General features: G+C 69.7%; 19 protein-coding genes and 2 riboswitches. Of the genes, 11 read left to right on the forward strand and 8 right to left on the reverse strand.

Annotation, left to right across the window (positions count from 1 at the left end; all coding sequences use genetic code 11):
* Nucleotides 1-16: 16 nt before the first annotated feature.
* Nucleotides 17-274: a metal-sensitive transcriptional regulator gene (locus FQ137_RS03470; RefSeq protein WP_149291146.1), complete on the reverse strand. Its 258-nt coding sequence runs from the start codon at nucleotides 272-274 to the stop codon at nucleotides 17-19.
* A gap of 197 nt (nucleotides 275-471) precedes the next feature.
* On the opposite strand from FQ137_RS03470, the gene FQ137_RS03475 reads away from it, so the two are divergent.
* From FQ137_RS03475 to FQ137_RS03490, 4 genes are all read left to right on the forward strand, one after another.
* Nucleotides 472-1,866, forward strand: coding sequence for a rhodanese-like domain-containing protein (locus tag FQ137_RS03475; protein ID WP_149291147.1), 1,395 nt, complete (start codon nucleotides 472-474; stop codon nucleotides 1,864-1,866).
* Between the two features lie 103 nt (nucleotides 1,867-1,969).
* Nucleotides 1,970-2,566 carry a rhodanese-like domain-containing protein gene (locus tag FQ137_RS03480; protein WP_149291148.1) on the forward strand — a complete coding sequence of 199 codons (597 nt, stop codon included), beginning with the start codon at nucleotides 1,970-1,972 and terminating at the stop codon, nucleotides 2,564-2,566.
* A gap of 42 nt (nucleotides 2,567-2,608) precedes the next feature.
* Nucleotides 2,609-3,505 carry a sulfite exporter TauE/SafE family protein gene (locus FQ137_RS03485; RefSeq protein ID WP_149291149.1) on the forward strand — a complete coding sequence of 299 codons (897 nt, stop codon included), beginning with the start codon at nucleotides 2,609-2,611 and terminating at the stop codon, nucleotides 3,503-3,505.
* A gap of 4 nt (nucleotides 3,506-3,509) precedes the next feature.
* The gene (locus tag FQ137_RS03490) at nucleotides 3,510-4,793 is read left to right on the forward strand and encodes an MFS transporter (protein ID WP_149291150.1); all 1,284 of its coding nucleotides are present in this window, start codon (nucleotides 3,510-3,512) and stop codon (nucleotides 4,791-4,793) included.
* Nucleotides 4,794-4,841: 48 nt separating this feature from the next.
* On the opposite strand, the gene FQ137_RS03495 is transcribed toward FQ137_RS03490, so the two are convergent.
* Nucleotides 4,842-5,498: a TetR-like C-terminal domain-containing protein gene (locus FQ137_RS03495; RefSeq protein WP_149291151.1), complete on the reverse strand. Its 657-nt coding sequence runs from the start codon at nucleotides 5,496-5,498 to the stop codon at nucleotides 4,842-4,844.
* A gap of 59 nt (nucleotides 5,499-5,557) precedes the next feature.
* Here FQ137_RS03495 and FQ137_RS03500 point away from each other — a divergent pair, with 59 nt between their 5' ends.
* Nucleotides 5,558-6,838, forward strand: coding sequence for an FAD-binding oxidoreductase (locus FQ137_RS03500; protein ID WP_255583503.1), 1,281 nt, complete (start codon nucleotides 5,558-5,560; stop codon nucleotides 6,836-6,838).
* Between the two features lie 54 nt (nucleotides 6,839-6,892).
* Entirely contained in the window at nucleotides 6,893-8,056 is a 1,164-nt protein-coding gene (locus tag FQ137_RS03505; protein WP_149291153.1) for a saccharopine dehydrogenase family protein, read from the forward strand.
* A gap of 20 nt (nucleotides 8,057-8,076) precedes the next feature.
* On the opposite strand, the gene FQ137_RS03510 is transcribed toward FQ137_RS03505, so the two are convergent.
* Both FQ137_RS03510 and FQ137_RS03515 read right to left on the reverse strand, forming a co-directional pair.
* Nucleotides 8,077-8,706 (reverse strand): response regulator transcription factor, encoded by a 630-nt coding sequence (locus FQ137_RS03510; protein WP_149291154.1) that lies wholly within the window; start codon nucleotides 8,704-8,706, stop codon nucleotides 8,077-8,079.
* Nucleotides 8,703-9,938, reverse strand: a complete 1,236-nt coding sequence (locus FQ137_RS03515) for a sensor histidine kinase (protein WP_255583504.1) — start codon at nucleotides 9,936-9,938, stop codon at nucleotides 8,703-8,705. The genes FQ137_RS03510 and FQ137_RS03515 overlap by 4 nt, the downstream gene beginning before the upstream one ends.
* A 154-nt stretch (nucleotides 9,939-10,092) precedes the next feature.
* On the opposite strand from FQ137_RS03515, the gene FQ137_RS03520 reads away from it, so the two are divergent.
* On the forward strand, nucleotides 10,093-11,148 hold the full coding sequence (locus tag FQ137_RS03520; RefSeq protein WP_149291156.1) for an FtsX-like permease family protein: 1,056 nt from the start codon (nucleotides 10,093-10,095) through the stop codon (nucleotides 11,146-11,148).
* Between the two features lie 106 nt (nucleotides 11,149-11,254).
* On the forward strand, nucleotides 11,255-11,983 hold the full coding sequence (locus FQ137_RS03525) for an ABC transporter ATP-binding protein (RefSeq protein WP_149291157.1): 729 nt from the start codon (nucleotides 11,255-11,257) through the stop codon (nucleotides 11,981-11,983).
* Between the two features lie 46 nt (nucleotides 11,984-12,029).
* Here the strand turns inward: FQ137_RS03525 and bluB are convergent, their stop codons facing one another.
* From bluB to FQ137_RS03545, 4 genes are all read right to left on the reverse strand, one after another.
* Nucleotides 12,030-12,668, reverse strand: a complete 639-nt coding sequence (bluB, locus tag FQ137_RS03530; protein ID WP_149291158.1) for a 5,6-dimethylbenzimidazole synthase — start codon at nucleotides 12,666-12,668, stop codon at nucleotides 12,030-12,032.
* A complete protein-coding gene (locus tag FQ137_RS03535; RefSeq protein WP_149291159.1) occupies nucleotides 12,665-14,263 on the reverse strand; it encodes a precorrin-2 C(20)-methyltransferase in 1,599 nt (532 codons plus the stop codon). The genes bluB and FQ137_RS03535 overlap by 4 nt, the downstream gene beginning before the upstream one ends.
* Nucleotides 14,260-14,925, reverse strand: coding sequence for a precorrin-8X methylmutase (locus FQ137_RS03540; protein WP_149291160.1), 666 nt, complete (start codon nucleotides 14,923-14,925; stop codon nucleotides 14,260-14,262). The genes FQ137_RS03535 and FQ137_RS03540 overlap by 4 nt, the downstream gene beginning before the upstream one ends.
* Nucleotides 14,926-14,975: 50 nt before the next feature.
* Nucleotides 14,976-15,101: riboswitch (cobalamin riboswitch) on the reverse strand.
* Nucleotides 15,093-16,013 (reverse strand): nitrite reductase, encoded by a 921-nt coding sequence (locus FQ137_RS03545; protein WP_149291161.1) that lies wholly within the window; start codon nucleotides 16,011-16,013, stop codon nucleotides 15,093-15,095. Its footprint overlaps the riboswitch before it by 9 nt.
* A 61-nt stretch (nucleotides 16,014-16,074) precedes the next feature.
* Nucleotides 16,075-16,270, forward strand: a riboswitch (cobalamin riboswitch).
* Between FQ137_RS03545 and cobN the strand changes: the two genes are divergently transcribed.
* From cobN to cobA, 3 genes are all read left to right on the forward strand, one after another.
* Nucleotides 16,261-20,121 carry a cobaltochelatase subunit CobN gene (gene cobN, locus FQ137_RS03550; protein WP_149291162.1) on the forward strand — a complete coding sequence of 1,287 codons (3,861 nt, stop codon included), beginning with the start codon at nucleotides 16,261-16,263 and terminating at the stop codon, nucleotides 20,119-20,121. It overlaps the preceding riboswitch by 10 nt.
* A gap of 173 nt (nucleotides 20,122-20,294) precedes the next feature.
* The gene (cobF, locus tag FQ137_RS03555; protein WP_149291163.1) at nucleotides 20,295-21,086 is read left to right on the forward strand and encodes a precorrin-6A synthase (deacetylating); all 792 of its coding nucleotides are present in this window, start codon (nucleotides 20,295-20,297) and stop codon (nucleotides 21,084-21,086) included.
* The gene (cobA, locus tag FQ137_RS03560) at nucleotides 21,086-21,892 is read left to right on the forward strand and encodes a uroporphyrinogen-III C-methyltransferase (protein WP_149291164.1); all 807 of its coding nucleotides are present in this window, start codon (nucleotides 21,086-21,088) and stop codon (nucleotides 21,890-21,892) included. Before cobF ends, cobA begins: the two co-directional genes overlap by 1 nt.
* Nucleotides 21,893-21,897 lie beyond the last annotated feature (5 nt).

The following is a 21,897-nucleotide window of genomic DNA, read 5'->3' on the forward strand; positions in this document are numbered from 1 at the left end:
ACCGGGTTCCCAAGCATCAGGCCAGGGAGAGAAACAGCTTCTCCAGCTCCTGTTTGCCCATGGTTCCTCCAGGGTTCGTCAGGCACTGCTCGAGTCCGCTTGCGATGATCGCGAAACCGGCCCGGTCCAGGGCCTTGGACACGGCTGAGAGCTGAGTGACGATGTCCTCGCAATCGCGGTCCTCCTCGATCATGCGTATCACGGCTCCGAGCTGCCCTTGGGCACGCTTGAGGCGGTGGAGTGTGGGCGTCATATCGGCTGCGTCGAGTTGCATGAGGGACTCCTGAACTGGGGGAAAGTCCCCACCATCATATACCCCAGGGGGTGTTTTGCCCCACCGATCAGGATCTCGGCCGCGACGGGTGCACATCGCTTCGGGGCCGCCTGTCGGGCACCTTGTGGATACCCCGGGGGGTATGTATGGTTGTGGTACGCCCCGCTCAGGGAACGCCGATCGATTAGGAGATCTCGATGCTTCTCGAACGCATTTATGACGAGGACCTCGCCCAGGCCGGGTACTTCATTGGTTGTCAGGCCAAGAACGAGGCCGTGGTTGTTGACGCCCGCCGTGATATTCGCCAGTACCTGGATTTGGCTGAGCAGCACGGGATGACGATCACCGCGGTGACCGAGACCCATATCCATGCCGATTACCTGTCGGGTACCCGTGAGCTCGCCGAGGCCACCGGGGCGCCGATCTATGTGTCTGGTGAGGGCGGTACCGACTGGCAGTACGGGTTTGATGCGCACCGTCTGCATCACGGCGACACGCTCACGCTCGGCAATATCACCGTCGAGGCCGTGCACACCCCGGGGCATACCCCGGAGCATCTGTCGTTCCTCATCACCGACGGGGCGTTCGCCGACGAGCCGGGGTACATGCTCAGTGGCGACTTCGTCTTCTCGGGCGACCTGGGCCGGCCGGATCTGCTCGATGAGGCCGCGGGCGGGGTCGACACCCGATTCGAAGGCGCCAAGCAGATCTTCGCCAGCCTCAAGAAGTCGTTCCTCACCCTGCCGGACCATGTGCAGGTCTTCCCCGGCCACGGCTCGGGCAGTGCGTGCGGCAAAGCGCTCGGCGCCCTGCCCTCGACGAGCGTCGGCTACGAGCGGCGCTTCGCCTGGTGGTCGAAGTACCTCGAGAACGATGACGAGCAGGGCTTCATCGACGAACTGCTCGACGGGCAGCCCGACGCCCACGCCTACTTCGGCCGGATGAAGCGCGAGAACCGGGACGGCCCGGCAGTGCTCGGCCCGCTGGCTCCGCTGAAGCAGTACGAGAACGCGCAGCTGGCCCGGGCCCTGGAGCGGCAGGAGGTCGTCTTTGTCGACACCCGCGGCCAGGACGAGGTCCACGCCGGCACCGTGACCGGCTCGCTCAACATCCCCGGCCCGGCCAAGGCCGCGTCCTACGGTGCCTGGGTCTACGACCCCGAGCGCGAGGACACGCCCCTGGTGCTGCTGGCCGAGGACATCGAGGCCGCCGAGCAGCTGCGGGACCATCTGCTGCGGGTCGGTATCGACACGGTCACCGGATTCACCACCAGCCTCGAGGGCCTGCCGATGACGACCCCCGAGCTGGTCAGCCCCGACGACCTCGCATCGTTCGACTCGGCGATGGTCCTGGACGTCCGCAACAAGACCGAACACGCCGACGGCCACATCCCCGGATCGGTCCAGTTCAGCGGCGGCCGGGTGCTGTGGAACCTCGACCAACTCCCGACCGACGGAACGATCGTGACCTACTGCCAGACCGGAGTCCGCAACTCGGTCACCGCCAGCACACTGCGCCGCGCCGGCTACCGAGTCGCCGAACTCGAAGGCAGCTACGCCGCCTGGTCCGAACGCAACCTCGCGACCGTCTAACCGAACCCTCCCGCCCCGGGGTCGGACCACTGGTCCGGCCCCGGGGCGGTGGGGCCCCGCCGCACTTCCCTCACTTGTCCCACACGAAAGAGTTCACACCCACATGCTTTCCACGCTCACGACCGCTCCGACCATCGCCCCAGCCGACCTGCGCGACGCACTGGCCAGCGACACCCCGCCGACCGTGATCGATGTACGGTCCGCCGCCGAATTCTCCTCGGTCCACATCCGCGGCTCGTACAACGTGTCGCTGCCCATGCTGTCCGAGCACGGCGAGGAGTTCGCTTCCCGCCTGCCCGGCCAGGTCGTGCTCATCTGCCAGTCCGGTAACCGGGCCCGCCAGGCAAACGACCGGCTCGAGTCCGTCGGTGTCAACCCCGACACGGTGACCGTCCTGGACGGCGGCATCGCCGCGTTCGAGTCCGCCGGCGGCGAGGTCGTGCACGGCAACGGCCCGTGGGCGATGGACCGGCAGGTTCGCATGGCCGCCGGCTCACTCGTCCTCGCGGGCGTCACGGCCTCCAAGGTCATCTCGCCGAAGTTCGTCTACCTGGCCGGCGCCATCGGCGCCGGACTCGCCTACTCGGCGGTGAGCAACTCCTGCGCCATGGCGGCCGCGCTGGCCAGGATGCCGTGGAACCGCTCGGCGGACGAACCGGCGCTGGGCACCGTCCTGGATTCACTGCCCCACCGTTCCTGACCCACCGCAACACCGGCGCCCCCGCCGGAGAAAGGCACTGCCATGGAGATCACCACGATCATCGTCGTGGCCCTGGCCGTCCTGGTCGGCCTGTCCCTGGGCCTGCTCGGCGGGGGCGGTTCCATCCTCGTCGTCCCACTACTGACCTACATCGGCGGACTCGACCCCCGGGAGGCGATCGCGACCTCCCTGTTCGTGGTCGGCGCCACGTCACTGGTGAGCATGATCGGCCACGCCCGCAAGGGCAACGTCCAATGGCGGACGGGCCTGATCTTCGGCGCCGCCGGAATGGTCGGCGCGTTCCTCGGCGGACTGGCCGGGGGCCACATCCCCGGCACCATCCTCATGATCGCCTTCGCGGTCATGATGATCGCCACCGCAGGCGCGATGATCAAGGGCCGCAAGAACCGCGACGGCCAACCCCAGACCCACGACCACCCCCTGTGGCGGATCCTGCTCGACGGACTGGTCGTGGGCGCGGCGACCGGCCTGGTCGGCGCCGGCGGCGGATTCCTCGTCGTCCCGGCCCTGGTCCTGCTGGCCGGCCTACCCATGACCGCCGCCGTGGGCACCTCCCTGCTGGTGATCGCCATGAAATCCTTCGCCGGCCTGGCCGGATACATGACAACGGTCAGCCTGGACTGGCCCCTGGTCGCCGCCGTGACCACCGCCGCGATCGCCGGCTCCTTCATCGGCGTACGACTCACCTCCGTGGTGCCCGAACAGGCACTACGCAAGGGCTTCGGATACTTCGTCCTCCTCATGGGCGCCTTCGTCCTGTCCCAAGAACTACCGTCCCCCGCCGCACCAATCATCCTCGGCATCGTGGTCATTGCTGCCGCCGCAGCTGCCACCTGCCTGATGTTCGTCGAACGATGCCCGCTGCGATCGACCGAGAATCGTGCCGAGCAGGTACCACTAACATCGGCGGGAAGGTAACTGTATGAGGGGCGAACGTCCACTTCAGCTCGGACTGAAGGCCAATGCCGCTCAGTTCACGCTGCTCGTGGCCATCAACGCGTTGGTCGGCGGCATGGTGGGCCAGCAACAGACGGTCCTGCCCCTCCTGGCGACGGACGTCTTTGGGCTGACCGGCTACACCTTCATCTTCACCTACGTGGCGGCCTTCGGCGTCACCAAGGCGATCGCGAACTACTTCGCCGGGACATTCTCGGATCGCTACGGACGCAAACCCGTCCTGCTGGTCGGGTGGCTGTTCGCCATACCGGTGCCGCTGATGCTCATCTGGGCACCCAGCTGGGGCTGGGTGGTGGCAGCTAACGTCTTGTTGGGGATCAATCAGGGTTTGACCTGGTCCACAACCGTGGTCATGAAGATCGACCTGGTCGGCCCGCGCCAGCGCGGTCTCGCGATGGGCCTCAACGAGGCTGCAGGCTATGGCGCCGTCGCAGTGACCTCGCTGCTCGCCGGCTATCTGGCCGAGCAGTACGGGTTGCGACCGGCGCCGTTCCTCATTGGCTTGGCCTACACGGCACTGGCTCTGATGCTGTCCGGGATCTTCGTCCGCGAGACCCGCTCTCACGCACTCTTGGACGCGGGGCGGCACGTTGCCCGCCCGGACGGACTGCACGACCATCTTCATGCCGATATGACGGACCGCGAGATCGCGGTCCAGACCAGCTTCAAGGAACCGGCTCTGTCCTCGGCGAGCCAGGCTGGGCTCGTCAACAATCTCAATTTCGGCCTGTCGTGGGGGCTTTTCCCCTTGCTGTTCGCCACGGCGGACCTGTCCGTGGGGCGAATCGGGCTGTTATTCGCGCTTTACCCTGCAGTCTGGGGAGTGGGGCAGTTGCTGACCGGCGCGCTCTCAGACCGGGTCGGCAGAAAGAAGCTGATCGTGATGGGTATGGCCACCCAGGCGGCCGCGTTGATCGTCATAGCTCTCGGCAGTGGATTCGGGGTCTGGGCGGTGGGCACCGCGATCCTGGGAGCCGGAACCGCGATGGTCTATCCGACGCTCTTGGCGGTGATCGGCGACGTGGCCCATCCCGTGTGGCGGGGACGAGCCGTCGGGGTGTACCGCGTGTGGCGCGACCTGGGCTATGCAGTCGGTGCGGTGTTCGGTGGCCTCGTCGCCGATTCCATGGGACTGAACGCAGCAGTGTGGGCTGCCGCCGCCATAAGCGCGGTCTCGGCGGCTGCCGTAGCGATCCGTATGTACGAGACCCTCACGCCGCTCGCCAACGAGGGTGCGCCTCGAGCGTGACCCGACGTGGATCACCGCGCACTCGGGGGACGCCCGCGTCTCCGGTGCTCACCTCGCAACGGGGGGCGTCTCCGCGAACGGGCGGGTAGCGGCGAGGATGATGCGAACTGTCCGCTCGATCTCGTCGTCGGAGGCTTTTCGGCCCATCATCATCGGGGCTAGGAAGAGCGGCGCCACCAGCGCGTTAATGACTGCTTCCGGTGTGTGCTCGGCGGAGATTTCGCCTCGCTCGACGGCTCGGTGCACCATCTGCTGCCATTCGTGCCTGACCGGTGCGTATTGGGCCACGACCAGCTTGCCGAACTCGGGGTACCGGCGGCTGGCGAGGAGCGAGGTGGTGGCCACTTCCACCGGATCCGCGGCGAACGTGGCGATGAGGTCCGCGAACTCGCGCACGTCCGTGGCCCAGGAGCCGGTATCCGGGGGTGATACCCGGCGGACATGCGTGGATAGCCCCTCCACGAGTACGTCCTCGGGCGTGGGCCACCACCGGTACAGGGTCTTGCGACTCACGCCGGCGCGTTCGGCCATCTCGACCATGGTGAAGTCGATTCGGCCTTCCGCGAGAAAGGCCAGGCATGCGTCTCTCACCGACCGCCGCACCTCCGCACTCCGTCCGCCGGCGCGGGTGCGTACGCGCGCGGCGGGCCCGGGCTCGTCCGGCGTCGGCTCGCCGGGGTCGAGGGACTCTACCTGCGAATTCATCGCGTTCACATCCTTTAACGACACAGGGTGTTGACTTTAGCGGGTGCGGTGCACATGATGTGGGTCACACACTCCGCAACCTACTTCTGCGGGGCAGCCGAAAGGACATCACGTTGCCAGGCGAATCCAGGTACGACGTCGCCGTCGTTGGCGCAGGCCCGATAGGAGCGGCGACCGCGAGGCATCTGACGGACCGGGGGGCGAGAGTGGTCGTCATCGGCCCCGCCGAGCCCGACCGCTTCGACGATCACCAGGGTGTGTGGGCCGGCTACTACGACCAGGGCCGGCTGGCGCACGTCCTCGAGGTCCCCTTGGTGACGTCGATGTTGGCCACTCGATCTCTCCGCCGCTTCGCGGAACTGCGGGAACGCTCGGGTGTCACCTTCACCACCCCGACGCACTCGCTCAGTGTTCTGCCCGACGTCTCCTCGAGCGAGACCGGCTCGGAGTGGTTCGACAGGGAGAGGCTGATCCGCAACGCCGAGGACCTGGGGGTCGCCGTCTCGCCGCTCAGCGCGGAGGATCTGCGCCGTGACTACCCGCGACTGCGTTTCGCGCCCGGGCACGTCGGCGTGGTCCAGCGTGACGCGTTCATCCTCAACCCGCGCGAGTTGGTGCGTGCCGAGCTCGCCGCCGCCACGGCGGCCGGCGCGACCCTCGTCCGAGACGAGGTGGTCTCACTCGGGCGCACGGAGGATGACGACGACGAGGCCGTTCAGCTCGTGGGGAAGTCGACAGCCACGTGGCGCGCGGACAAGATCGTGCTGGCGACGGGCGCCGGCACCAACGCCACCGGCCTCCTTCCGCGTCGGCTCCAGATGCAGACGTACGGCGCGACCGTTGTCCTGGTGGAGGTCGATGACCCGGCGACGGTCGACATGCCGGCGATGATGTACCTGAAATTCATGGACGGGCAGCTCCGGTTCGGCGGCATCGTGATGTCGCCGCTGCGCTACCCGGATGGCAGGTGGTACATCAAGGTCTCGGGCAACAGTCTTCTCGACAACCCGCTCGAATCGGCGGACGAGATCGCTGCGTGGGTACGCACCGGCGGCCGGGGCGCGGATATCGACGACACCTACGAGTTGCTGGCGGAGCTGATGCCCGATCAGACGCTCGGGTCCGCGTTCACCCGGCCGTGCACGGTGTGCGATACCCCGACCGGTCTGCCGTACCTGGACCGGGTGGACGACCGGACCACGGTCGTAGTCGAGGGCGAGCGAGGTGCGATGGCCGCCGACGAACTCGGCCGCCTGACTGCCGAGTACACGCTGACGGGTCAGTGGAAAGACGGTATTCCGCACGACGTCTTCCGCGCCCGCTGGGCCGACGATTCCTGACCTGCCGCCTCGACCCCCGCACGCATCCCCCACACACCCCAGGTGAGAACACACATGAAACTCGTCATCCTCAGCGCCGGCTCCATCGCTGGCTCCGTCGCGCGGATCCTGTCCGCCACACCGTGCTACGACGAGCTGGTGATCGCGGATATCGACCTTGAGAAGGCGCAGACGATCGCCGACGAGGTGGGCTGTACCGCCGCCCAGTTCGACGCGGCGGACCCGGCCAGCATCAGGTCCGTCATCGCCGGGGTGGACGTGGTGTTCAACGCGGTCGGTCCCTTCTACCGCTTCGGTATCCCGATCGTGCGTGCCGCCGTGGAGTGCGGTGTCAACTATGTGGACGTGTGCGACGAATACGATGTGGCCGAGGAACTGATCCGGGACACCGAACTCGACGCGGCAGCGCGGGCCGCCGACGTCAGCATCGTGTTCGGCATGGGGTACGCCCCGGGCATCACGAGCCTGCTCGCCCGCTGGGCGACCGAGTCCATGGACTCGGCCCACAGCGTCGACGTCGCGATCGCCGTCCCCTATACGGTCAACATGGGGCAGACCATCAACGAGCACATGCTGCACTCGATGTCTGGTGATGTGGCGCAGTTCGCCGACGGGGCCATCGCCCACCTACCGGCATGGGGTGACCCCAAGTCGTTCACGTTCGGTGCCCCGTTCGACGTCACCACCCAGGTGGGCTACATGGGCCACCCCGAAGCCATCACGCTCGGCGCCTACCTGCCCGGCGTGGAGAACGCCTCCGTTCGATTCACGTGGTTCGAGCAGGAGGCCAACCGGCTCTGGCAGCAGTACGAGCAATTGGGATGGACCAGTCCCGAGGCGTCCGACGGCCTGCCGATGTCACCACGCCGGTTCTTGGCCCACTACATGGCGACCCCCGAGGCCGAACGCCGCCTCGCCGTCGAGTCGTCCGGCATGCCGGGCACGGTGATCCAGGTGATCGCCGAGGGAGCAATCGACGGCCAATCCGCCCGGGTTCAATTCGAGACCCAGGTGATCTACACGGGCCAAGGCGGGCAGGACCCCACACCGCACGCCGCCGCCAACGCCGTACGCGACATGCTCGAAGGGCAGATCACCCGTAGGGGCGTCATGGCCCCGGAGGCGTGTATCGATCCGGAACCCTTCGTGCGGAAGGTCCTGGGCGCCGTCGGTGTCACGCTCACCAAGCAGGTCTCCACCACGACCGTCGTCAACTGACCTCCCGCTGCACGGGATCGTCAGATGATCCCCAGCTCGTTCGCTCGAGCGACGGCAGCAGTTCGGGAGGTCACTCCGAGTTTCTGGAACGTATGCGCGAGGTGAGTCTTGACCGTGGCTTCGGACACGTGCAACAACGTGGCGGCCTGACGGTTGGTGGCCCCTTCTGCAATGGCTTTGAGGACCTCGGTTTCCCGATCGGTGAGTGTGGGGTGCGGTTGACGCAGTTGCCCCATGAGCGTGGCCGCGACCGTGGGTGAGAGCGCGCTCTCGCCGGCGGCAGCCGCGCGGACGGCGCCCAGCAGCTCATCGGGACCGGCGTCTTTGAGGAGGTAACCGCACGCTCCGGCTTCGATGGCGCCGAGGATGTCCGCGTCGGTGTCGTGGCTGGTGAGTACCAGTACTTGCGGCGGGTCCGGGAGCGCGCGAAGGCTGGCTGTGGCCCGCACCCCCGCCGTAGGGTCCCCGGCAAAGCGCAGGTCCATCAGCACCACGTCGATGTCGCCGAGCCTGCCCCGCTCGACGGCGGCATCGGCCTGCCCTACATCAGCGATCACCTCGATCGTGGGATCGGACGCCAACAGCGCCCGCAACCCGGTCCGCACCACGGCGTGATCGTCAGCGATGAGCACTCGCACCTTGGGGATCAATGGTCATTCTCCGTGTTCGTCGTCGGCAGAACCGCGGTCGGCAGTTCCGCGCGCACCACCGTGCCCTTGCCCAGCTCGGACCGCACGTCGAGAGTGCCACCCAGGTCGTCTACTCGCCGCATCATCCCCTCGAGCCCGAACGAGGCGGCCGTGCGCGGGATGCTCACGTCGAAACCGCGGCCATCGTCTGCGACCTCCAATGAGACTCCGGCGGGCGAGTCGGAGAGGGTGATGGCGATCCGGTCCGGCGAGCCGTGTTTGACTGCGTTGGCCAGCGCCTCCTGCGTGACCCGAACCAGCACTGCAGACAGTTCTGCGGGCGGTTCGGCGGCGAGCTCGGCGTCGACGTCCACCGCGAGCCCGGAATTCTCGGCGCGGCACCGTTCGGCGATGCGCCGCAGAGCGGCTGTCAGCGAGTTGCCGACGAGCGGCGAGGGGCGCAGAGCAGCGATCAGTCTGCGTGTCTCGGTGAGATTCTCGCCCGCGACCTCACGCGCCAGTCGGATCTGCTCGACCGCCGGATGCTGTGGGGCAGTGCGTTCCGCAGCGTGCAGCAACATCCCGATGCTCGACAGGCCCTGAGCCACCGTGTCGTGGATCTCGCCCGCCAGGCGTGTCCGCTCGGCCTCACGACCGACCTCGCGCTCCCGGGCGGCGAGCGCGGTGCGGGTGGCCATGAGCTCGGCGATCACCTCGCGCCGGGACTGGGACTCGTTGTGCAACGCGCGGACTCCTGCGCCCAATCCGAGCGCGACGAGTGCGCCCACTGTCGGCCCGATCACCCCGGCCGGGGTGAAGCCGCGGTGTAGGCCCAAAGCGACCACCGCGATGGCCGCCAGCACCGCCACCGCCGTGGCGCCCGCCCACCCGCTGAGCAGGAACTGGGCCAGGAAGAACAGGGGGAAAACCAGGTAGGCGGCTTCGGGTACCTGCACCACCAGGAGGCCCCACAGGGCCAACACCGCGGCCAACCAGTACAGGCGCGCAACCCCCACCGTGTGGTGCGTGCGTTCCCACACCGTTCCCGCGAGGTACACGCCCGCGAACCCGACGGCAGACAGCACGGCAGGCAGGTTCGGCTCCCCCGCGGTGTCTCGGTGCGCACCGACCATCGTCAGGACCAACAGCGCGGCCACCAACGTGTGCAGGGCCACCTGGAGCTGCGAGAACACGGCACGGACCCCCGCTGATTCCGGTGGCAGCTCCGCGGGGGTCGCACGCAAGGGGGTCACTCTGCCGACGTTAATCGTCGCCACGCCCCTGGGCATCCTCCAAAAGGTGGAGAACCCTCTCCGCCATCCGTCCACGCACATCTGGCCTCATGGCCGATTCGGCAGAACACGGTCCAGACGAAGCTTGAGACATACCTTCACGAGAGGAAATTTCATGTTCTTCGCACTTCGCGACCTGCGCTCTGCCCGATGGCGCTTCGTACTCATCACAGGCGTGGTGTTGCTGCTGTCAGTTCTGGTGGCGGGTTTGCTCGGGCTCACCGCGGGTCTCGCGAACCAGAGCGTCTCCGCGCTGCGGGCACTCGGTTCGAACAACTCGGACTTCGTTCTCCCGGCCGACGACAAGGGGCCGATCGACCTCGACCGCGCCGCCCTCACCAACGAGCAGATAGCCGACGTCCGGGCGGAGTCCCCGTCGGCCGTGCCCGTGGGAATCGCCCGGGTCACCCTGGACAATGGGACCGAGACAGGCGTCTCCGTCGTCGCCCTCGGGCTGGCAGACGAGGTGGGGTCCGTCACCCCGCCAGCACCGGGAGCAGTCTTGCTATCCGCTGGCGTGAGTGACGAGCTAGGCGGGAACGCCGACCAGATCAGTGTATCCGGAACCCAACTGACTGCAGCCGGGGACGCGGGAGATCTGTGGCATTCACACACCCCGGTGGTGGTGACCGATCTCGACACCTGGGCCACCCTCGCCCCGCGCGGAGGAACCGCTACAGCGATGGCGGTCCCTGCGGACACCGTCAGCCAGAACGTCGCCTCGGAAGGCTCAGGCCTGACGTTGGTCGACTCGGACGGGCTCGTGAACGCCCTGCCGTCGCACCGGGCGGAGAACACCTCGCTCAACACGATGACGTACATGCTGATCGCCGTCACCGCATTGGTCGTGGGCGCGTTCTTCACCGTGTGGGGCATGCAGCGTCGTCGCGACGTGGCCATCCTCAAGGCGCTTGGTGCGTCCACCAGAGCAGTGGTCCGAGATTCAGTCGGCCAGGCGGCCCTCGTGCTGGTCGTCGGCATCACGGGCGGGGTTGCGATCGCCGCACTCGTCGGCCTCGTCGCGGGTGGGGCCGTCCCGTTCGTGGTCTCCGCGAACACGACCGTGGTGCCCGCCGCCCTACTCGCGGTACTCGGCCTCGCCGGCGCGGCCATCTCGCTGCGGCCCGTCGTGACCGCCGACCCCAACTCCGCCCTCGGCGCAGCGCGATAAGCCACCCGCGTTCGTCGGTCACCGCCAACGATTGTCGCCTCGTCACTGCACCCCTCTTACTGCACCCCTCTTACTGCAGCACCCTCCCACGTCAAGGAGCACACCAATGTCCAGCGCCACACTCGTCACCGCGCCCACCACCACCGCTCTCGAGATGGAGCAGGTTGTTCTCACCTACCCGGACGGTGAGAACCGGATCACCGCCGTCGACCACGTCGACCTCTCCATCGATCGAGGCCGCAGCCTGGCGGTGACAGGTCCGTCAGGGTCGGGGAAATCGAGCCTGCTCGCCGTCGCAGCGACACTGACCCGCCCAGAGCAGGGCCATGTTTGGCTGCGCACCCGCGATGGCGTGGTCGACCTGGCCGACGTGAGCCCCAGGCGTGCAGCTGAACTGCGGCGCACCGAGATCGGCATCGTTTTCCAGCAGTCCAATCTCATCGAATCGCTCACTGCCCGCGAGCAGCTCGAGGCGATGGCATGGCTGGACTCGAGGCCCTCGCGAACGCAGCGCCGTCACGCACGGCAGCGCGCGGACGACCTGCTGGAGACGGTGGGCCTGGCCGACGCCGCAGGTCGGTCGGTCGTCGCGCTGTCGGGGGGACAACGCCAGCGGGTTGCGGTGGCGCGGGCCCTGATGGCCAGTCCGTCGCTCCTACTCGCCGACGAACCCACCAGTGCGCTCGACTCCGAATCGGGGCAGGCCGTCATGGACCTGCTCCTGCAGACCGCGCGCGACTTCGATGTGGCGCTGATGCTCGTCACCCACGAATCCGCCTTCGCCAACCGGTGCGACGCGCGAATCCATCTGGTCGACGGCGCGGTCGTCGGGTAGTCCCGTCGGCCGGCTGCGCTGGGCCGGAGGGGCGTCGTTCCGACGGCTAGACCCAGTCGACCGACAGTGGTGAACGGCGACCCCAGCCGACGGTCTGCAACAACGGTTCGTCGAGGTCCAGGGCGGGGTGCCCGAGGCAGAGATAGGCAAGGGGCCGCGCGCCGTGGGGGAGGGGCACGCTCGCCGAGAGATGGTCGGGCTCGACGAGACTCACCCAGCCCATCCCCAGTCCTTCGGCGGTGACCGCCAGCCAGAGCAGGGTGATGGCGGCGACCACGCTGTACTCGGTGGCTGCCGGGACGCTGGTGGTGCCGAGCGTCGGGCCCACAGGGGGGACGTGACTGACCACCAACCCGACCGGTGCCTGGAGGATGCCCTCGAGGCGGAGTGAGTCGTAGAGTTCGCGACGCTCACCGTCGAACCGTTCGGCTTCAGTGGCACGGACCTCCTGGAATCCCCGGTGGATGGCCTCGCGGACCGCCAGGTCCTGCACGACGGTGACGTGCCACGGCTGACTGAGCCCCACGCTCGGCGCGACGGCGAATACCTCGAGGAGCCGTTCGATGGTGGCGCGCGGAACCGGTGTGGGAAGAAAGTGCCGGTGATCGCGCCGTCTCGCCAGGACGCGCCACAACGCGTCGATGTCGGTCGCGGAGTCGTCATCCGGGGCATGGTGAAGCGTCATCCGCGGACGAACCTCGGGCTCCACATGCGGCCGGAGCCGGTCACCCGGCTGCCGGACGCGCCCACGATGAGCAGGCATTTCATGTCGATCGAGCTGCAGTCGAGTTCCCCGAGCGTCGTGAGGGTCAGGGACTCCTCGGCCCGACCCACGTCGCGGCCCACCACGACGGGCGTGGCCGGATCGCGATGGCGCAGCAGGATCTCGCGGGCGTCGGCGACCTGGCGGGTGCGCGAGCGGGAGGCGGGGTTGTAGATCGCCAGCACCAGGTCCGCGGCGGCGATTGCATCCAGGCGTCGTTCGACCACCTCCCAGGGTTTGAGCCGGTCGGACAGGCTCACCACCGCGAAGTCGGCGCCGATGGGAGCTCCCGCCCGAGCGGCCACCGCCTGGACGGCGGAGACCCCGGGCGCCACGCGGATGTCGACGTCGGCGTACCGAGGATCCTCGGCGGCCTCGAACACAGCGGCCGCCATGCCGAACACTCCCGCGTCTCCGCCGGAGACCACCGCGACCCGCTCGCCGGCGAGCGCGAGATCCAGCGCGAGCCCGGCCCGGTCCACCTCGACGGTGTTGCCCGAGCAGTGGCGTGTCAGGCCTGCCCGCTGCGGGACACGATCGACATACGGTGCGTACCCCACCACGTGGTCGACACCGTCCAGCACCTGGGAGGCCTCCGGGGTGAGCCAGGCGTCCGGGCCGGGGCCGAGCCCGACCACGTGCAGGACCGGGCCGGCGGGAGTCGGCGACGACCCGCCCGATGCCACCTGCGGGTCGCCAGCGTGCGCCGTCGGCGTGGTGCGGGCCGTGGGCGTGGTGCGGCGGCCGGTCGGGTCGCCATGCCGCGAATCGCCGGGCACCACAATGAGCGAAAAGTACGGCACGGTCGACGGATCGACGTCCGCGACCGCGCGGAAATGCTCGGCCGCCATCGACGCCCGCTCCACATAGACCGCGCCGTCCAGCCGCCCGGCGGCCTCAAGTGCGTTGCGCACGGAGGGGAAGTTCCGTCCCAGCTTCATGATGATCGCCCCGTCGGTGTCCGCGAGACGTCGCGCGAGCTCGGGCTCGGGCAACGTGCCGGGCAGTACCGTGAGGACGTCGGTCTGTCGGACCAACGGCGTGGCCGAGGTGGCGGTCGCTGCGGCGAATGCGGGGACCCCAGGCACGATCTCGGTGTCGAAACGCTCCGAGAGCCGGTCGTGCATGTACATGAACGAGCCGTAGAACAGCGGGTCCCCTTCGGAGAGCAGCACCACGTCACGGCCGGCGGTCAGGTGCTCGGCCAACCGTTGTGCGCTGCACTCGTAGAAGTCCGCGATGGCGCCCGCATAGCCGCCGGGATGGTCCGTGACGCCCGTGGTCACGGGGTACTCCAACCGCTCCTCGATCACGGTGGGGCCGATGAGGTCGGCAGCGATCCGTCGGGCGTTGGATTCCTTGCCGCGACCCGCGTGATAGGCCACCACGGCCGCGGAGCGGATGAGTCGGGCGGCTTTGAGGGTGAGGAGCTCGGGGTCACCGGGGCCCACGCCGACCCCGTAGAGCCTGCCTGACGCGCCGACGCCATCGTTGCCGACGGGGTGTGCGGCGGTCATTCGGTCTCCTGCGCCAGAGCGTTGACAGCCGAGGCGGTCATCGCCGACCCCCCACGCCGGCCGTGCACGGTGACAAAGGGGATGTCGATGCCGTGGTCGCTCGAGAACGCGGCCAGCGCCGCCTTGGATTCCGCCGCACCGATGAACCCGACCGGGCACCCGACGATCGCCGCCGGTCGCGGAGCCCCGTCGATCAGCATCTCCAGAAGGTGGAACAGTGCAGTGGGGGCGTTGCCGATCGCAACGACGGCCCCGTCCAGGCGGTCACCCCACAACGCGAGCGCGGCGGCTGAGCGGGTGGTGCCCATCTGTGCGGCCAGCTCGCGCACACCCGGATCGGACAGCGTGCACACCACATCGTTGTCCCGGGGGAGCCGGGCGCGGGTGATCCCCGACGCGACCATGTGGGCGTCGCAGAGGAGGGGCGCGCCCGAGCCGAGCGCCGACCGGGCGGCCCCGACGAGATCCGGGTGGACCTGCAGGTCGTCGACCAGGTCTGTCTGCCCGGTTCCGTGGACCATCCGCACGGCCAGCTTCTCCGCCTCCGCCGGCAGCCGCGACAGGTCCGTCTCCCGGCGGATCGTGGCGAAGGAATCGACGTAGATGGCGGGGCCGTCGTCGATGTAGTCATAGCGACGCGGCGGCCGGGCAGCACTGGGCATGGGTCCTCCTCGGGGTTCTCGCCCCGGACTGGAAAGCGCAGCGACGCGGCATGAGCGCGCTGATCCCCCGCGAGTGTCTGGCTCGGCACGCGTCACACGCGGGCCTCACAGTGGCGGAACCGCCCCGGAATCGCACCGGGTTCCTGACGTGTGGGACGGAAGGCAGCCTACTCGGGCACGACCAGCACTCCGCGCCACGGGGTGACGATCAGCTCGGCCACACCCGCGCCGGTGAGGCGGCCGACGAGACCCCGGTCGAGCACCCCGCCCGGGGCCTCGACGTGCTCGATCCCCGCCGTCACCGGGGACTGGGCCGGGGACGGGGCCGACGCGTCAGACGGAACGGGTACCGGCCCGTAGGCGAGCGGTCCGGCGGGGTCGGGCAGGCGCACATCCGCAGTCGACACCGCGGCGAGCGGCGCGGCGGAGGCGGCGGTCAGCTCGCGCACGTGCCAGGGCGCCTCGGGACCGGCGCCCCGGGCCTCGACGAAATCGCGCGCCAGCGCTGTCAATCGGTCGACGGCCTCGGCTAGCGGTACGACGGCCGACCAGGCGTCGCCCACCCGCAGTTGAACGGTGTCGCGGTCGAGCGCGACGAACCCCAGGTCGCAGGACCGCTCGACCAGGTCACCGCGGCCGTCGTCCAGGACGAACAGGAACCGGCCCGGCAAACCGCCGAGCGCGGGATCGGCGAGCAAACCGGAGTCCAGCGACTCGGTCACCGATCGCAGGTCCGCCCGGCCGCCGACCAACCCCGTCAGCGGCGAGACCAGGACGTTGCGCACGAGCTCGTGCCCGGGCGAGGGGAGCAGGCCGGTCCCGGCGATCGCCGAGATCACCTCGGAGGGCAGCTGCCCGTCCGGCCCGATCGGCAGGGCGCGCAGCTGCAGGTTCGCGCGGGTGGTGACGTGCACGTCGTCGTCGCCGTATCGTGCGGCGACCCCGTGCAGAGCGGTGAGGGACTCCGGCGACAGGCGGCCACCCGGGATGCGCAGCCGGACCAGGGCGCCGTCGGAGGCCGGCCACGGCCGCAACACTCCGGGGCACAGGTCGCCGCGCGTGCGGCGGGTGGGTTCGGTGATGCTCACGAGGGCCAGTGTGGCATCACGGTGGGTGGAGGGCGGCGGCCCAGGGGTGGGCGGTGACGGATAGGCTCGCCACTGCCGTGGTGTTCGGGAAGCCGGAGGAAAAGCCGGCGCGGCCCTCGCCACTGTAGTCGCGGAAGTCGCGCACCCTCGTCCGTCCCGACCCGGGGCGGAGACCACTGGGCCCACCGGCCCGGGAAGGTCGGTCGCACGGCGTTGATGCGAAAGCCAGGAGACCGGCCACGGCGACATGTTCCACGAGGGTTTGGAGAAGAACATGCGCCCCACCCGGCGTTCGGCGTCCCCTGACGACGCCGCGGCACGATCGCACGACACGGCAGCTGCCCACGACTCACAGCACGAACGCCGCATCGCCCTGCTGTCCACCTCCGACACGGACCTGCTCTCCGCGCGGGCCTCCGGCTCAGCCTGGACGCTCGGCAACCCGTCCCGACTCGACATCGAGGTGGACCTCCCGGACCTCCTCACCGACGCCGATCTGGTCGTGGTGCGCATCCTCGGCTCGCGGCGCTCCTGGGAGGCCGGGTTCGCCGCCGTGCTGGATGCGGGTGTGCCCGTGGTGGTCCTGGGCGGTGAACAGAGCCCCGACGCCGACCTCATGGAGCTGTCGACGGTGCCGATCGGCATCGCGGCCGAGGCGCACCGTTACCTCGCCGAGGGCGGCGAGCGGAACCTCGCGCAGCTGCACGCCTTCCTCTCCGACACCGTGCTGCTCACCGGCGCCGGCTTCGAGCCGCCGGAGAGTGTGCCGGTGTGGGGGATGCCGGACCGGCCCGACGCGCCCGCCGCCGACGGACTGCCTCGAGTGGGCGTCCTCTACTACCGCGCGCACGAGGTGAGCGGGAACTCCGGTTTCGCGCACGCGCTGGCCGACGCCGTCGACGCGACCGGCCGCGCCGTCGGCGTACCCGTCTTCGCGGGGTCCCTGCGCTCGGCACCCGACGAGCTGTTCACCGCGCTCGGCACCCTCGACGCGATCGTCGTCACCGTGCTGGCCGCCGGCGGCACCACTCCCGGCGCGGTGAGCGCCGGCGGCGAGGACGAAACCTGGGACGTCGAACGCATCGCCGCCCTGGACATCCCCGTGCTGCAGGGGCTGTGCCTCACCTGGAGCCGGGACGACTGGGCGGACTCCGACGACGGCGTCAACCCGCTGGACTCGGCCAATCAGATCGCCATCCCCGAATTCGATGGCCGGATCATCACCGCGCCGTTCTCGTTCAAGGAGATCGACGCCGACGGCCTGCCCCGCTACGTGGCCGATCCGGAGCGGTGCGCCCGCGTCGCCGGGATCGCCGTGGCCCACGCACGGCTGCGGCACGTGCCGCCCGCCGACCGCAAGATCGCACTGGTGCTCTCGGCCTATCCCACCAAGCATTCCCGCATCGGCAACGCCGTAGGCCTCGACACCCCTGTCTCGACCATCCGGCTGCTGCGGCGCATGCGCGACGAAGGCTACGACCTGGGCCCGGCCGACGGGCCCATCGCCCGCTTTCTGGAGCTGTCCGATAGCGGCGACGAGGGCACCTACGCCGACGACACCGCCGCCGGTGACGCCCTGATCCACGCGCTCATCGCCGCGGGCGGGCAGGACGAGGAGTGGCTCACGAACGCCCAGCTCACCGACAGTCACGTCCGGATCAGCACAGACGAGTATGTGCGCTGGACCGCGGACCTGCCCGAGACGCTGCGCGCGGGGATGGTCGAGGCGTGGGGCGAGGCCCCGGGGGAGCTGTTCGTCAACGACGCCGGCGAGATCGTCTTGGCGACCATCCAGGCCGGCAATGTCGTCCTATTGATCCAGCCGCCCCGCGGGTTCGGCGAGAACCCTGTGGCGATCTACCACGACCCCGAGTTGGCGCCCTCCCACCACTACCTCGCCGCCTATCGCTGGCTGGCGCGCGGGTTCGGGGCGCACGCGCTGGTCCACATCGGCAAGCACGGTTCGCTGGAGTGGCTGCCGGGCAAGAACGCCGCACTCTCGGCGGACTGCGCGACCGATGCCGCGATCGCCGACATGCCGCTGATCTATCCGTTCCTGGTCAACGATCCCGGCGAGGGCGCGCAGGCCAAGCGCCGCGCGCACGCCACGATCGTCGACCACCTGGTCCCGCCGATGGCCCGCGCCGAGTCCTACGGGGACATCGCCCGCCTCGAGCAGCTGCTGGACGAGTACGGCAACATCGCCTCGATGGACCCGGCCAAACTCCCGGCCATCCGCGCGCAGATCTGGACGCTCATGCAGGCGGCGCACATGCACGAGGACCTGGGGCTCGAGCAGCGGCCCGGGGACGAGGAGTTCGACGAGTTCCTGCTGCACGTCGACGGCTGGCTGTGCGAGATCAAGGACGTCCAGATCCGCGACGGACTGCACGTGCTGGGCCAGGCGCCGGAAGGGGAGGCGCGCGTCAACCTGGTGCTCGCGATCCTGCGGGCCTCGCAGGTGTGGGGCGGCGAGTTCGGCGCGGTTCCCGGTCTGCGCCGCGCGCTCGGGTTGGCGGAGGACGCCCCGACCCCGGAGGTCGACCGCGTCGAGGCCCTGGCCCGGGCGCTGGTCGAGGGCATGGAGGAGCGCGACTGGGACGTCGCCGCGGTGCCCGACGTGCTCGCCGCCGCGGGACTCGCCCCGGCCAGAGCCGCCGCCGCGGGACTCGCCCCGGCCGGAGCCGCCGCCGCGGGACTCACCCCGGCGGGAGCCGGCGACGCGGGTGACGCCGCGGGAGAGTGCGACTACGACGAGGTGGCGCAGGTGCTCGAGTTCGCCGCCCGGGAGGTGGTGCCCCGCCTGGCCGCCACGGTCGACGAGCTGGACGCCGTCATGCACGCCCTGGACGGCGGGTTCATCCCGGCCGGCCCCTCGGGATCCCCGTTGCGGGGCCTGGTCAACGTGCTGCCCACGGGGCGGAACTTCTACACCGTCGACCCGCGTGCGATCCCGTCCCGGCTGGCCTGGGAGACCGGGCAGGCCATGGCGGACTCGCTGCTGGAGCGGCACGTCGCCGAGACCGGCGACTACCCGGCGTCGGTCGGGCTGTCCGTGTGGGGCACCTCGGCCATGCGCACCTCGGGTGACGACATCGCCGAGGTCCTGGCCCTGCTCGGAGTCCGCCCCGAATGGGACGAGGCCTCGCGCCGGGTGAACGGGCTCGAGGTGATCCCGGCCGACGAACTCGGGCGCCCGCGGATCGACGTGACCGTCCGCATCTCGGGGTTCTTCCGCGATGCTTTCCCCCACGTCATCGGCATGCTCGACGATGCCGTTCGGATGGTCGCCGAGCTGGACGAGCCGGACGAGCTCAACTACGTCGCAGCCCACACGCGCGCGGACCTCGCCGAGCACGACGACCGCCGCCGCGCCACCACCCGCATCTTCGGCTCGGCGCCCGGCTCGTACGGGGCGGGCATCCTGCAGACCATCGAGGCGGGTAACTGGCGCGACGACCGCGACCTGGCCGAGGTGTACACCCGCTGGGGCGGGTACGCCTACGGCCGCGACCTCGACGGCGTCCCGGCCGCTGACGACATGCGCACCAATTACCGACGCATCGCGGTGGCGGCCAAGAACATCGACACCCGTGAGCACGACATCGCCGACTCGGATGACTATTTCCAGTACCACGGCGGGATGATCGCCACCGTGCGCGCGCTCACCGGGTCGGAGCCCCGCGCGTACGTGGGCGACTCCACCACCCCGGACGCCATCCGGACGCGATCGCTGGCCGAGGAGACCACACGCGTGTTCCGGGCGCGAGTGGTGAACCCGCGGTGGATCGCCGCCATGCAGCGTCACGGGTACAAGGGCGCCTTCGAGCTGGCGGCGACGGTCGACTATCTCTTCGGGTTCGACGCGACGGCCGGCGTCGTCCACGACTGGATGTACGACTCACTCGCCCGGGAGTACGTCCTGGACGAGACCAACCAGGAGTTCCTGCGTCGCTCCAACCCGTGGGCACTGCGCGGGATGATCGAGCGGCTGTCCGAGGCCGCCGACCGAGGCATGTGGGCCGAGCCCGACGCCGAGGTGATGGACCGGATGCGCCAGGTGTACCTCGACGTGGAGGGCGACCTCGAGGAATCCCATGGCGACTGAGCTGCTCCCTCGCGGGCCCGGCCGCCCGCCCGCGCGCCCGGCCCCCCAGGCGCGCGCAAGTACTGCATCCGCGCACGAAATCTCATGCGCGTCTGCAGGACTTGCGCGCGGATGCGGGAGTAGCGCTCAAGCACGGACGCGGGAGCAGGGGACGCGGGAGCAGGGGAAGCGTTATGTCTGAGGCGCCGGATCGGGGGCCGCGGCGCCGGCTGCGGGTCGTAGGCATCGGCTCGGGTGGTCTCGACCAGATCACCGTCGAGGGGATCGACGTCCTGCGGGCATCCGACTACGCGATCGCCGCGGTCAAGGGACCCGACGACCCGCTTGTCGACTTCCGCCGGCGCCTGCTCGCCCGGCACGCGCCGGGCGTCGAGCTGGTGGGCGTCACCGATCCGGAGCGGGACCGCTCGTCGTCGTCGACCTCCTCCCCGAGCGGCTACCGCGGCGTGGTCCTGGACTGGCACGAGGCCCGATCCCTGGCCTGGGAGCACGCTCTCGAATCGCGGCCCGGCGACGTCGCGATCCCCGTGTGGGGCGACCCGGCGTTCTACGACTCCACACTGCGGATCGTGGATCGGATCGCCGAGCGCGGCCGCCTCGACGTGGACGTGGAGGTGATCCCGGGCATCTCTGCCCTGCAAGTCCTGGCCGCTCGACACCGCCTGGTCCTGCACGAGATCGGCGGCACGGTCACCGTGACCACCGGCCGACGGCTGCGCGAGGTGGTGGCCGCCGGCGCCGACAACGTAGTGGTGATGCTCAACGCCGACCTGCCGCTCGAGGACCTGGCCGACTGGCACATCTGGTGGGGCGGCAACCTCGGCGATGCCGGTGAGACCCTCGTGGCGGGCCGGGTAGGCGACGTCCTGCCGGACCTGCGGGCGCACCGCGACCGGCTGCGCGCCGACTATGGCTGGGTGATGGACGTGTACATGCTCCGGCGTGACGAAGGGACTCAGACCTGATGTCGAGCGAGCGAGACGCAACCGGCCGGGTTGTCCTGGTCGGCGGCGGTCCCGGCGACCCCGGACTGATGACCGTGGCCGGGCTCGACGCGGTCCGCTCCGCCGACGTCGTGGTGACCGATCGCCTGGCCCCCGTCGCTGTGCTCGACGACCTCGGGCCCGACGTCGAGGTGATCGACGTGGGCAAGGTGCCGTTCGGGCGGGCCACCCCCCAGGAGGAGATCAACCGGATCCTCATCGACCATGCACGACGAGGCCGCACGGTCGTTCGGCTCAAGGGCGGCGACAGCTTCCTGTTCGGCAGGGGCGGCGAGGAGCACCTCGCCTGCACGGATGCCGGGGTCCCCGTGACCGTGATCCCGGGCGTCACGTCGGCGTTCTCGGTGCCGGCCCTCGCCGGGATCCCGGCGACCCATCGCGGGCTCTCACAGGGGGTGTCGGTGGTCTCCGGGCATGTGCCCCCGGGCAGCCCGGACTCGACCCTCGACTACGGGGCCCTGGCCCGGTCGGGGACCACCCTGGTGCTGCTCATGGCGGTGACGAATCTCCCCGCGATCACCGCCGAGTTGCTCGCGCAGGGCCTGCCAGGAGCCACGCCGGCGGTCATGATCGAGAACGGTTCCACGCCAGCGCAACGGGTCCTCCGTGGGACGTTGGCGACGATCGCCCGCGATGCGGCCGAGGAGGAGATCGCGCCGCCGGCCATCACCGTGATCGGGGCGGTCGCCGCGCTGGCGGAGCAGCTGGCGCCCGGGCTACCCCCGCCTAGCCGGGCCGGCAGTGAGGTGGCCTTTCCGTCCCGGTGACGTCC

This window comes from Dietzia sp. ANT_WB102, from assembly GCF_008369165.1.
Lineage (GTDB): Bacteria > Actinomycetota > Actinomycetes > Mycobacteriales > Mycobacteriaceae > Dietzia.